Genomic DNA, 11,508 nt, shown 5'->3' with positions numbered 1-11,508 from the left:
TTTAGCTGTCAGTCGTGGCTGACGGTATTGGCTTCGATATATGCAAAATTAATGTCTTCGCCCAGTCCGGGGCGGGTCGGCAGGCTGACCATGCCGTTTTCATCCATCGGATCGACCAGGCTGTTGAGGTACGCCGCCGGTTCGTCGTAGTCGAGGAACGGGTGCAGCAGGCCGCGCTCGTACCAGCGGCAGTTTTTAATGGCACCAATCACCGCCAGGCTTGCCGCCCCGTTACCGTGGATTTCGCAGTCCATACCGAAAGACTCCGCAAGGTTCGCCACCTTTAGCGTCGGTGAGATGCCTCCCACGCCGTTTGCCCCGGCGCGCAGGATGTCGCACGCCCCGGCCTTCACCCAGTCCGCGCGGCTGTGATGTTTCCCGCCCAGGCTTTCCGGCCCGATAATCGGGATCGACAGGTTCTCCGCCAGCCACGCGTAGGAGGCCATGCTCTCCTCTTCCATTGGCTCTTCAAACCAGGCGAAGCTGAGCTTTTCCAGCTCTTTGCCGATGTACAGCGCCTCGGTGCGGCTGTACCAGTGGTAGCCGTCAATCATCAGGTCGATATCCGGACCGACCGCTTCGCGCACGGCGGCGCAGGCTTTGACGTCCATCTTCGGATCGGGGGCGAAAGAGACCGGCGGCATCCAGGTGTGCAGCTTGATGGCCTTATAACCGCGCGCCACCAGCTTTTCAGCAAAGCTGGCGTATTCATCCGGCGTGGAAAGCCCGCCCGGCAGATCGTCCCCGCACATGGTGCTGCCGTAGGCCGGAACCCTGTCGCGATAGCCGCCGAGCAGTTTCCAGACCGGCATGTTGAGCTTGCGGCCGATGAGATCCCACAGCGCCTGTTCCACGAAGCCCAGCGCGCGCTCGGTCAGCTGATGCGCGCTCCCCCGCTGCCAGTGCGCCAGGTCCTGCCAGATGCGCTCGCGGTTAAACGCGTCCTGGCCAATCAATACTTTGCGAAAGAAGGTGTTAACCACAAAGGGGCGCACCACTTCCGGCGGGGCGAAGGAATATCCTTGCGTGCCATCGTCTGCCGTGATGGTCAGCATCGCCATTCTGGCCAGGCTCTCCGGCCCCGGATGCGAATGCCCGGCGCTGTCGGAGACCCGGCGCGTCGGGTACTGGAAGACGGTGACGTTTACAGATTCAATTTTCATGATCAGTCCTTAACGCGACAGAGGTTCAGAGCGGCTCGTATTTTGAAAAGCCGTTTCGAAACTAACTTTAAGCGCAAAATTCATCCACTGCCTTAGACAAATTCCGCTAAGCGCCGACCATTTTTTGTGCATATGCACGGACTGAAGTGACAGTTTTCACAAAAGAGAGGGGAAGTGTGAGGTGGATCGGGAGAAACAAACTGCGGGTTTGAACCCCCCTCACGCCGGCCCCTCCCAAAAGGGCGAGGGGGCAAAGATCGCACCTTACGGTCCCCTCTCCCCTTTGGGGAGAGGGTTAGGGTGAGGGGAAAAAGAGTTAAGCGATCGTGACTTTACTGTCCAGATACACATCCTGAACCGCGTTAATCAGCTTCACGCCGTCGGCCATGGATTTTTTGAACGCCTTACGGCCGAGGATCAGCCCCATGCCGCCCGCGCGTTTGTTAATCACCGCCGTGCGTACCGCGTCGGTCAGGTCGGTTTCGCCGCCTGCCGCACCGCCGGAGTTAATCAGCCCGGCGCGGCCCATGTAGCAGTTCGCCAGCTGGTAGCGCACCAGATCGATCGGGTTGTCGCTGGTCAGCTTGCTGTAAACGCGGTCATCGGTATAGCCGAAGTTCACCGCTTTATACCCGCCGTTATTCTCGGCCATTTTCTGCTTCACAATGTCCGCGCCGATGGTCGCCGCCAGGTGGTTTGCCTGGCCGGTGAGATCCGCAGATACGTGATAATCCACGCCGTCTTTCTTAAACGACGCGTTGCGCAGATAGGCCCACAGCACGGTCACCATGCCCAGCTCATGCGCACGCTCGAACGCGGCGGAAATCTCTTCTATCTGACGACGCGACTGCTCGGAGCCGAAATAGATGGTCGCCCCCACCGCTACCGCGCCCATGTTGAACGCCTGCTCGACGCTGGCGTACAGCGTCTGGTCGTATTCGGTTGGGTAGCTCAGGGTTTCGTTGTGGTTCAGTTTGACGAGGAACGGAATGCGGTGGGCATAGCGACGCGATACGGAAGCCAGCACGCCATAGGTGGAGGCGACACAGTTACAGCCCGCCTCAATCGCCAGCTCGACGATGTTTTTCGGATCGAAGTAGAGCGGGTTCGCGGCAAACGACGCCCCCGCAGAATGCTCAACGCCCTGGTCAACGGGCAAAATAGAGAGGTAGCCTGTCCCGCCCAGACGGCCGGTATTGTACAGCGTCTGCATGTTTCGCAGGACGGCAGGCGGACGGTTGTTGTCGACCATAACGCGGTCTACGTAGTCATGGCCAGGCAGGTAAAGCTGGTCGGCTGGAATGGTCATACAACGATGCTGTAAAAGGCTGTCGGCGTCTTTGCCAAGCAACTGCGCAATATCAGTCATAGTGATGCTCCCGTAAGTCCGACGTGATGTCGGCACGTGTGATCCAAACCTGCGTTTTTTGCAGGCAGACTAAGCCTGGTACCGACTTACTCTATTTTCCACCATTTGCAACTTTTTTAAGCACAATCTGCTGGCTCGTTTCGTGTACAACATTTTTGTTACACTGATCATACAATCGCCTTAAAGGTATTTAAAAGGTATTATCACATGGTATGTTACTCGCGTACCTCTGACATGCAGGATTAAAAAATGAAAACGAAAGTCCAACTGTCATTCATGATGTTCGTTGAATGGTTTATCTGGGGCGCCTGGTTTGTGCCGCTGTGGCTATGGCTGAGTAAAAGCGGGTTTACCGCAGGGGAAATCGGCTGGTCCTATGCCTGTACCGCCATTGCCGCGATTCTCTCTCCTATCCTGGTCGGCTCGCTGACGGACCGCTTCTTCGCCGCCCAGAAGGTGCTGGCGGTGCTGATGTTCGCGGGCGCCATTCTGATGTACTTCGCTGCACAGCAAACCCAGTTCAGCACCTTCTTCCCGCTGCTGCTGGCCTACTCTCTGACCTACATGCCCACCATCGCCCTGACCAACAGTATCGCCTTTGCGAACGTCGATGACGTGGAGGCCGACTTCCCGCGCATTCGCGTAATGGGAACCATTGGCTGGATTGCTTCCGGCCTGGCGTGCGGTTTCCTGCCGCAGATGATGGGCTATAGCGATATCTCTGACACCAATATTCCCCTGCTGATGACCGCAGCCAGCTCTCTCCTGCTTGGCGTCTTCGCGCTGTTCCTGCCGAATACCCCGCCGAAGAGTACCGGCAAGCTGGACTTCAGGGTGATGCTGGGGCTGGATGCGCTGATCCTGCTGCGCGACAGAAACTTCCTGGTGTTCTTCTTCTGCTCGTTCCTGTTCGCCATGCCGCTGGCCTTCTACTACATCTTTGCTAACGGCTATCTCACCGAAGTGGGGATGAAAAACGCCACCGGCTGGATGACGCTCGGCCAGTTCTCTGAAATCTTCTTCATGCTCGCGCTGCCGTTCTTTACCAAACGCTTTGGTATTAAGAAGGTCCTGCTGCTGGGCCTGATCACCGCCGCCATTCGCTACGGCTTCTTTGTCTACGGCGGCGCGGAGCAGTACTTCACTTACGCCCTGCTGTTCCTCGGAATCCTGCTGCACGGCGTGAGCTATGACTTCTATTACGTTACCGCGTACATCTACGTGGATAAAAAAGCGCCTGTGCATATGCGCAACGCGGCGCAGGGCTTGATCACGCTGTGCTGTCAGGGCTTTGGTAGCCTGCTGGGTTACCGCCTGGGCGGCGTGATGATGGAAAAAATGTTCGCTTACAAAGAGCCGGTGAATGGGCTGACCTTCAACTGGGCCGGAATGTGGACATTTGGCGCAATCATGATTGTGGTGATTGCCGTGCTGTTTATGCTGTTTTTCCGCGAATCGGATAAAGAGATCACCGCAATTGAGGTGGTTGATGGCGATACCGCGCTGACACGAGGGGAAGTTAAATGAAACAAGACCGTATTCTCGGTGCCCTTTATGGGCAGGCGTTAGGGGATGCGATGGGGATGCCGTCGGAGCTGTGGCCGCGTAAGCGGGTGAAAGCGCACTTCGGCTGGATCGACCGTTTCTTACCCGGCCCGGCTGAGAATAATGCCGCCTGCTACTTTAAGCAGGCGGAATTTACGGATGACACGTCGATGGCGCTGTGCCTGGCCGATGCGATTATCGAATGCGACGGAGAAATCGATCCGGACGTTATCGGTAAACATATTCTGCGCTGGGCGCTGGACTTCGACGCGTTCAATAAGAATGTGCTCGGCCCGACGTCCAAAATCGCCCTGAACGCCATCCGTGACGGCAGGCCGGTGAGCGAGCTGGAAAACAACGGCGTCACCAACGGGGCGGCGATGCGCGCCTCCCCGCTGGGCTGCCTGCTGCCGGCCACGCGCCTGGCGCACTTTGTGGAACAGGTTGCGATGGCCTCCAGCCCGACGCATAAATCGGATCTCGCCATCGCCGGGGCTGTGGTCATCGCCTGGGCGGTGTCGCGCGCCATCGACGGCGAAAGCTGGCAGAACATCGCCGATGCCCTGCCGGGTATCGCCCGCGCGGCCCAGGAGGCGAACACCACCACCTTCAGCGCGTCGCTCTCGGCACGCATTGAGCTGGCCCTGAAAACCGTGCGCGAAGCCAACGGTACGGAATCGGCCAGCGAGCAGGTCTATCAGCTGATTGGCGCGGGAACAAGCACGGTTGAGTCCGTTCCGGCAGCCATTGCGATGGTCGAACTGGCGGGAACCGACCCGAACCGCTGCGCGTTTTTGTGCGCCAACCTGGGCGGCGATACGGACACCATAGGTGCGATGGCAACGGCAATCTGCGGCGCGCTGCATGGCGTTCAGGCGATCGATCCCGCGCTTAAGCACGAGCTTGATGCGGTGAACCGGCTTGATTTCGGCCATTACTGCGACAAGCTGCTGCACTTCCGGGAGCAAAGGGAGGGGGTATGAGCGCTTTTGCCCACCGTCTTGAAACCCTTCATGCCACACGGCCGGTCACGGTGCTTGGTGCGGCTGTCATCGACGTGATTGCCGACGCGTACGCCCTGCCCTGGCGCGGGTGTGATATCGAACTGAAGCAGCAGGGGGTGAATATTGGCGGCTGCGCGCTAAATATCGCCATCGCCCTGAAGCGGCTCGGCATTGCCGCGCAAAACGCACTCCCCGTCGGCCACGGCGTGTGGGCAGATATTATCCGTAACGCCATGGCGAAGCAGGATCTGCACAGTGCGGTAGAAGCGGAAACGGGCGATAACGGCTGGTGTCTGGCGCTGGTGGAGCCCGACGGTGAACGCACCTTTATGTCGTTCAGCGGCGTGGAGAACCAGTGGCAGCAGGGCTGGCTGGACGGGTTAAGCGTACCAGAGAAAAGCCTGGTCTATCTGTCCGGCTACCAGCTGGCTTCACCCAGCGGCGAACTGCTGACGGCCTGGCTGGAAAACCTTCAGGATGTGACCGCCTTTATCGATTTCGGTCCGCGCATTGCGGATATTCCGGTCCCGCTGATGGCGCGGATCATGGCCCGTAAACCGATCGTATCGCTCAATCGTCAGGAGGCGGAACTCGCCGCCGAATGGCTTGGCGTGAATGCAGAAAACCTTGGCGCGCAGTGGCAACACCGGTTCGGCGCTGCGCTGATCGTGCGCCACGACAAAGACGGGGCGGTCTGGTATGACGGTGATGCTTCGGGGCACGTTCCGGCTTTTCCAGCAACCGTCGTCGATACCATCGGCGCGGGTGACAGCCATGCGGGTGGCCTGCTTGCCGGACTGGCCGCAGGCTGGTCACTGCCGGAGGCGGTGCGGCTTGGCAACGCCGTCGCCGCCTGGGTGGTCAGCCATCGCGGTGGAGACTGTGCCCCCACGCGCGAGGCATTACTCCTCGCACACAAAAACGTATAGATCGCTGCGGCAGTAGCTGATGCTGTACTCAATTGGCCGGTGCTGTTGATCGAGCGCGACTTGCCTGATAACCAGCACCGGTATTTTATCGTCCATCTTAATATGCGCCTGAAATTCGCTGTCCGGCATACAGGCGCTGACGCGTGAACGGGTGCGCTGCGGAAAGATATTCTGGCTGCGGAAGTAATCATACAGCGAGACGCCAATGTCGTCCGGGTTAGGAATTAACCCTACCGGTACCCAGGACTCCTCTATCGATACCGCATCGTCGTCCACGTAGCGGATGCGCTTAAGCAAAAACACCTCGCTCTCTGGCTCCAGAGAAAGCTGGCGGGCAATCTCTTCCGGGCACTTCACGACGCTTCTGTTGACCCACAGCGTGTTGGGCGTTTTCCCGCGCAGCACCACCTGCTGGGAAAAACCCCGCGCCTCTTTGAGGGAATATTCAAAGATATTGTTGATCTGCGTGCCGTAGCCGCGGGCGCGGGTGACGACGCCAGCCTCCTCCAGCGCCTGCATTGCTTTACGCACCGTAATACGCGATACCCCGGCGAGCTGGCTCAGATCCCGCTCGCCGGGCAAAATATTCCCGTGTGCCAGCACCCCGCTGCGCACCGCGTTTTTCACCGTTTCGGCAAATTTCAGGTACAACGGCATGTTGTCTGGCGCGGCAATGCGTTCCCTGAGTTGGGCAATTAACCGGGTATGCGCTTGTTCCATCTCTGTTTTTCTCTGGCATAAGGTTTCCTGCCAGTATACGGCTTACCACCATGCATGGAAATGGTGAACCGGACCAATACCGTGACCCACTTCCAGAGAATCCGCTTTTGCCAGCGCGCCGGAGAGCCATACCTTGGCTTCCTGCACCGCACCCGCCCAGTCATTGTGGCGCGGACGCAGCGCCGCCAGCGCCGCAGAGAGCGTGCAGCCCGTTCCGTGGGTGTTTTTGGTCTGTACCCGCGGTGCGGTGAAGCGCTGCGCGCCGTCGCGGGTGAAGAGCCAGTCCGGGCTTTCTGCGTCATCAAGATGGCCGCCCTTCATCAGCACCGCGCTACACCCCATCGCCAGCAGCGCGTTCCCCTGCTCTTTCATTTCGCGCTCGTTCCGGGCGTGTGGCGCATCCAGCAGCGCGGCGGCTTCAGGCAGGTTGGGCGTGATCAGGGCCACCTGCGGCAGCAGCTTTTTACGCAGCGTTTCGACGGCGGAGGCCGGGAGCAGCGGATCGCCGCTTTTTGCCAGCATCACGGTATCGAGCACCACGTTTTGTATCTGATAATGCCTGAGCCGTTCGGCGACCGCTTCAACGATATCGGCTTCTGCCAGCATGCCGATCTTGGTGGTATCGATGCGTACATCGCTGAATACCGAATCCAGCTGCGCGGCAACAAAATCAGGCTCAATGCGATAAACCGACTGCACGCCGCGCGTGTTTTGCGCCACCAGCGCGGTGATGACAGAGCAACCGTACGCGCCAAGAGCGGAGAAGGTTTTCAGGTCGGCCTGGATCCCTGCCCCGCCGCTTGGATCGGTACCCGCAATGGTGAGAGCATTAATACGTTTCATACCCGCTCCTCCAGCGCGTAGAGCGCGTCCAGAAAAGCAGCGGCAAAGCTTCCGGGGCCGCGGGTCTGGGATACGGCAATCGACCCCGCGCGCTTCATCCACCCGCAGGCCGCCGTCACGTTGTCGAGCCTGTCGCCCGGCAGCGAACAGCTGGCGGCAACGACCGCAGAGAGCGCGCAGCCCGTTCCCACCACGCGGGTCATCAGCGGATCGCCCCCCGTAACCGTGCGGATTCTCTGGCCGTCGGTAATGTGATCCACCTCTCCCGTCACCACCACTATGGCGCTGGTCTGGCGGGCCAGCGCCTGCGCAGCGGGCAACGCGCTCGCCGCGGTATCGGTAGTATCCACGCCGCGTCCTCCCGCGCTCATGCCGGTGAGGGCAAGTATTTCCGAGGCGTTACCGCGAATAGCCGCGGGTTTGAGAGAAAGTGCCTGGTGACAGAAGCGGGTACGGAACGTCAGGGCGCCTACCGCGACCGGATCCAGAGTCCAGGGTTTGCCTGCGGCCACCGCACTCTCTATGGCCCGGCGCATCGACTGGGCACGCGGGGCGGTAAGCGTGCCAACGTTGATTAACAGCGCGTCGGCAAGCGCGGCAAACTGTTCGGCTTCTTCAGCTTCGATCACCATCGCCGGCGATGCGCCAAGCGCCAGCAGAACGTTGGCGGTGAACGTCTGCACGACGTCGTTAGTCATACAGTGTGTGAGCGGGGAACGGGTTCGGAACTGATGTAAAACAGGTAGATCGAGCAGGTTAGTCTGCATGGTTTCGCTCCTGCCGTACGTGAAGAAGCGATGACCGGGAAGGCATCTGACTTCCCTACGCTGGCATTATCCAGATCAGGTAATACGGGTATTTCTCAGCCTTCACAAAGAAGGGCACCCCGAGTCATTTACAAAAAAAATCAAAAGCTTGCGATTAACGTCCCGTTAATCCCTGTTCTGGATCATGCCAGCGGGAAGCCAAAGACTCAACCCTAAAAATTCCTCTGTGTCCCAGCTTGTGTCTCACGTTGTGTCCCACAGATAAATGGCAGGCACAAAAAAACCGCCCATAAGGCGGCTTAAGGAAATTATTCAGTCATGATGATTTAAACCGCATACGTTTTCTTCATGCAGTCGAAGTGCTTTTGCCAATTCCAATTGAAATGCAAATGACAAGCGGGAACAGCTGATCTTGAGACCGTCAATAATGATGTGTGAATAGCCACGAATAATCTAGACACTTCCTAGTCGTTGATAATACTGGTTTTCATATTCTGCCGGTGACATCTGATTGCTCGAACCATGCCGACGCTTACTGTTATAAAACATTTCGATGTAATCAAAAATATCGCTGCGGGCTTCTTCCCACGTTCCGTAGATCTATTTCTTTATCCGCTCGCGTTTCAGTCACTGGAAAAAGCTTTCTGCAACCGCGTTATCGTGACAGTTACCGCGACGGCTCATACTCCCTTCCAGGCCGTGTGATTTCAGGAACGACTGCCACTCATAGCTTGTGTACTGACTGCCCTGGTCCGAGTGAGCCAGTACCGGTTTTTGCGGATTACGCCGCCATACAGCCATCATCATTGCGTTCAGGACAATGTCCTTTGTCATCCGGGATTGCATTGACCAGCCGATAATTTTGCGTGAGAACAGATCAACAACCACGGCAAGATACAGCCAGCCTTCGTGGATCCTGATGTAGGTGATGTCCGTTACCCAACGCTCATCCGGTGCTTCCGGGTTGAACTGTTTAATCTGTCCTGTCAGTCTCAGGTCTGCCTGATGGCGTTGTGAATGCGGCTGCTGAAGCCAGGCGTAAAACCCACTCGGATGAACATCCAGCACCCGGCAGAGCATACGAACAGGCAAGCAACTGGCGTTGTCACGGATAAAGGCGCACCTCAGTCGGACAGCTTTGCGAAGTACGCCGCGGCTTTTTTTAATATGTCCCGTTCGTCGGTAACCCGCTTCAGCTCTTTCTGGAGATGGCGGAGCTAGGCCTGAGCATCTGACTGTTCTTTATGAGTGGAAGAATCCGGACCGTACTTCGTTATCCAGGCGTAAAGGCTGCGAGTGGTGATATCGAGACGTGTTGCAACGCTGGAAAGAGAATGACCGCGATCTACAACCTGTTTGACTGCTTCAATTTTAAACTCTACGGGAAACGCTTAACGCTCATTGGCACCTCTCTTTAAGTCATCTTAAATGACTCTGAGGTGTCTGTTAAACCTGTGGCGATTCAATACTCATCCCCCGGGTACATATGCACTTTATCCACAAGTGATTATATATGGAAAAGCAACCGGATATCGGCTTCCAGTAAGTTTCGTCGGCTAAGGCCAGTTAAAGTCGAAAAGTCAAAAAACAACCTTAGCGTACAATAATTTTCGATCACCAAAGTGCCCCTAGGAAGCACGTACCTCACAAAGACTGTAAATAGTATCTCGTGATTCACGGGCTTTAGGCCATTAACTTTGTTAATTATTTCCTCTTTATTATCATATTAATTCATGTTGAATTTTTTTCATGTCTATTGGAAAAGAATTTATTTTTTCGAAATTTAGTTTTTAGTGTTACGTAAGACATACTAATCAGATGAAAAAACCGCTAGGAGTAGATGGCGGGTAACACATGCAGAAATTATCTCACCCAAAGTGTAAATTAATTGTGATTGACATGTTTCTACCGATAACGATACATTCACAGAACTACGAATAATTCAGAGAAAAAAGATCTGGATATATTCTTTAAAAATTGTATAAGCCAAGTGACAATGGCTCAAAAAAACCAAGTTAAGCCATGCTTAATTCATCATTTATTAATGATTACATATTAATGGTTCATTACTAAGTCTGTCCACATCAGGAATCAGAATATAACAAGGGAGATGCTATGAGTTATGTGGAACAATTAACTCCGCAGATGTTGGCATATTCGAAAGAGTTTGCTGATAATGGCAAAATAAATTGGCTTCCTTATGTCATGTACTTTCATCCGTATAATCATCGATCATCTGTTGTTAATACAGATAGTCGGGGCTTCAGGTATAGTAACGCCTGCGGAAAAATATATTCTGTTGGTGATTGCAGTCAACTTAATAGTTGCCGCATTATCGCTGGGAGTTCAACGGTATTCGGTATAGGAGCAAGCGCGGACTGTCATACCCTGGCGTCACGGATGAGTATAAATGATCCGCATACATCTCCATGGATTAACTTCGGGGGGCGTAGTTTTAATTCTACACAGGAAATGATTCTGTTTTCGCTTAATCGCCACCTGTTGCCTGAGATTGATGAGGTCGTTTTAATGTCTGGTTTTAACGATCTTGGGCTGGCGCGGTTACCTGCGCGTTTTCGGCAAGAACATGGTGCTTTTTTTATGGGCAACCAGTTTCATAGTGCCATGCAGAGCTTCCAGGAGACTCGTGTGTCACGATGGGTTAGTCGTAGGAAGGCAGTAGAGCATGATGATGTTCCTTCTCTCGAAGAACAGATTTCCTATGCTGTTGAACTCACGAGACGGAACCTATCAAACTGGTCAGCGCTTTGCTCAGATATGAAGGCCCCCCTAACTTTTGTGTTGCAACCTCTAGCAAACTGGGTGCGTGTCCGTGGGGCAAAAGAAGAGGAATTACTTTTTGCTGAACGTGAGAAATTGGGCGGATTTGCCCAGCACTACGGGGATATTCTTAGTCAAGAGACCTATGAAACATACCGTGACAAACTGGCTGCGGCGTGTGACGAACTGGGTATTTCTTTTATCGATCTGACATCGGCCATTCAGGATTCCATTTCGGATGATTTATGGCTTTTTGTTGATCGTATTCATTTCACAGATGAAGGGCATGACATTGTTGCCCGCATTTTGATTGAACAACTTGCGATGAAAAAGAGGAAATCATGAAGCGACTTATTCTTGCAATTAAAATGTTATTCGTACGTAAAA

General features: G+C 55.3%; 9 protein-coding genes, 1 pseudogene and 1 riboswitch. Of the genes and pseudogenes, 4 read left to right on the top strand and 6 right to left on the bottom strand.

The features are described from left to right. Positions 1–8: 8 nt before the first annotated feature. Positions 9–1,163, bottom strand: coding sequence for a mandelate racemase family protein (locus MOQ06_RS06990; protein ID WP_242172174.1), 1,155 nt, complete (start codon positions 1,161–1,163; stop codon positions 9–11). Positions 1,164–1,479: 316 nt separating this feature from the next. Beyond that, positions 1,480–2,532 (bottom strand): class I fructose-bisphosphate aldolase, encoded by a 1,053-nt coding sequence (fbaB, locus tag MOQ06_RS06985; protein WP_000129585.1) that lies wholly within the window; start codon positions 2,530–2,532, stop codon positions 1,480–1,482. Between the two features lie 249 nt (positions 2,533–2,781). Here fbaB and MOQ06_RS06980 point away from each other — a divergent pair, with 249 nt between their 5' ends. Genes MOQ06_RS06980 through MOQ06_RS06970 form a run of 3 tightly spaced genes read left to right on the top strand, consistent with a single transcriptional unit; the run spans position 2,782 to position 6,010 of the window. Continuing rightward, entirely contained in the window at positions 2,782–4,059 is a 1,278-nt protein-coding gene (locus MOQ06_RS06980; RefSeq protein WP_193355584.1) for a nucleoside permease, read from the top strand. Then, complete coding sequence (locus MOQ06_RS06975; RefSeq protein WP_242172171.1) at positions 4,056–5,060, top strand: ADP-ribosylglycohydrolase family protein; 1,005 nt, start codon at positions 4,056–4,058, stop codon at positions 5,058–5,060. Before MOQ06_RS06980 ends, MOQ06_RS06975 begins: the two co-directional genes overlap by 4 nt. Next, positions 5,057–6,010, top strand: coding sequence for a PfkB family carbohydrate kinase (locus tag MOQ06_RS06970; protein ID WP_242172170.1), 954 nt, complete (start codon positions 5,057–5,059; stop codon positions 6,008–6,010). The genes MOQ06_RS06975 and MOQ06_RS06970 overlap by 4 nt, the downstream gene beginning before the upstream one ends. Here the strand turns inward: MOQ06_RS06970 and MOQ06_RS06965 are convergent. From MOQ06_RS06965 to MOQ06_RS06950, 4 genes and pseudogenes are all read right to left on the bottom strand, one after another. Further along, entirely contained in the window at positions 5,984–6,730 is a 747-nt protein-coding gene (locus MOQ06_RS06965) for a GntR family transcriptional regulator (RefSeq protein WP_148418267.1), read from the bottom strand. The genes MOQ06_RS06970 and MOQ06_RS06965 overlap by 27 nt on opposite strands. Positions 6,731–6,772: 42 nt before the next feature. Further along, entirely contained in the window at positions 6,773–7,573 is an 801-nt protein-coding gene (gene thiD / locus MOQ06_RS06960) for a bifunctional hydroxymethylpyrimidine kinase/phosphomethylpyrimidine kinase (RefSeq protein WP_242172169.1), read from the bottom strand. Next, positions 7,570–8,340 (bottom strand): hydroxyethylthiazole kinase, encoded by a 771-nt coding sequence (gene thiM, locus MOQ06_RS06955; protein WP_242172168.1) that lies wholly within the window; start codon positions 8,338–8,340, stop codon positions 7,570–7,572. Before thiM ends, thiD begins: the two co-directional genes overlap by 4 nt. A gap of 35 nt (positions 8,341–8,375) precedes the next feature. After that, positions 8,376–8,472, bottom strand: a riboswitch (TPP riboswitch). Positions 8,473–8,793: 321 nt separating this feature from the next. Continuing rightward, positions 8,794–9,710, bottom strand: a pseudogene (locus MOQ06_RS06950) (IS3 family transposase). A gap of 745 nt (positions 9,711–10,455) precedes the next feature. On the opposite strand from MOQ06_RS06950, the gene MOQ06_RS06945 reads away from it, so the two are divergent. Beyond that, positions 10,456–11,466 (top strand): GDSL-type esterase/lipase family protein, encoded by a 1,011-nt coding sequence (locus tag MOQ06_RS06945; protein ID WP_242172167.1) that lies wholly within the window; start codon positions 10,456–10,458, stop codon positions 11,464–11,466. The last annotated feature ends 42 nt before the right edge of the window (positions 11,467–11,508 follow it).

The organism is Enterobacter sp. I4, from assembly GCF_022669095.1.
Taxonomy (GTDB): domain Bacteria; phylum Pseudomonadota; class Gammaproteobacteria; order Enterobacterales; family Enterobacteriaceae; genus Enterobacter; species Enterobacter pasteurii.
This window is presented reverse-complemented; position numbering and strand designations above follow the sequence as displayed.

What these genes read in the sequence shown, in the direction of transcription:
- MOQ06_RS06965 (WP_148418267.1), bottom strand. Translation starts at nt 6,730, where the DNA reads ATGGAACAAGCGCATACCCGGTTAATTGCCCAACTCAGGGAACGCATT.
- MOQ06_RS06980 (WP_193355584.1), top strand. Translation starts at nt 2,782, where the DNA reads ATGAAAACGAAAGTCCAACTGTCATTCATGATGTTCGTTGAATGGTTT.
- fbaB (WP_000129585.1), bottom strand. Translation starts at nt 2,532, where the DNA reads ATGACTGATATTGCGCAGTTGCTTGGCAAAGACGCCGACAGCCTTTTA.
- MOQ06_RS06990 (WP_242172174.1), bottom strand. Translation starts at nt 1,163, where the DNA reads ATGAAAATTGAATCTGTAAACGTCACCGTCTTCCAGTACCCGACGCGC.
- MOQ06_RS06970 (WP_242172170.1), top strand. Translation starts at nt 5,057, where the DNA reads ATGAGCGCTTTTGCCCACCGTCTTGAAACCCTTCATGCCACACGGCCG.
- thiM (WP_242172168.1), bottom strand. Translation starts at nt 8,340, where the DNA reads ATGCAGACTAACCTGCTCGATCTACCTGTTTTACATCAGTTCCGAACC.
- MOQ06_RS06975 (WP_242172171.1), top strand. Translation starts at nt 4,056, where the DNA reads ATGAAACAAGACCGTATTCTCGGTGCCCTTTATGGGCAGGCGTTAGGG.
- thiD (WP_242172169.1), bottom strand. Translation starts at nt 7,573, where the DNA reads ATGAAACGTATTAATGCTCTCACCATTGCGGGTACCGATCCAAGCGGC.
- MOQ06_RS06945 (WP_242172167.1), top strand. Translation starts at nt 10,456, where the DNA reads ATGAGTTATGTGGAACAATTAACTCCGCAGATGTTGGCATATTCGAAA.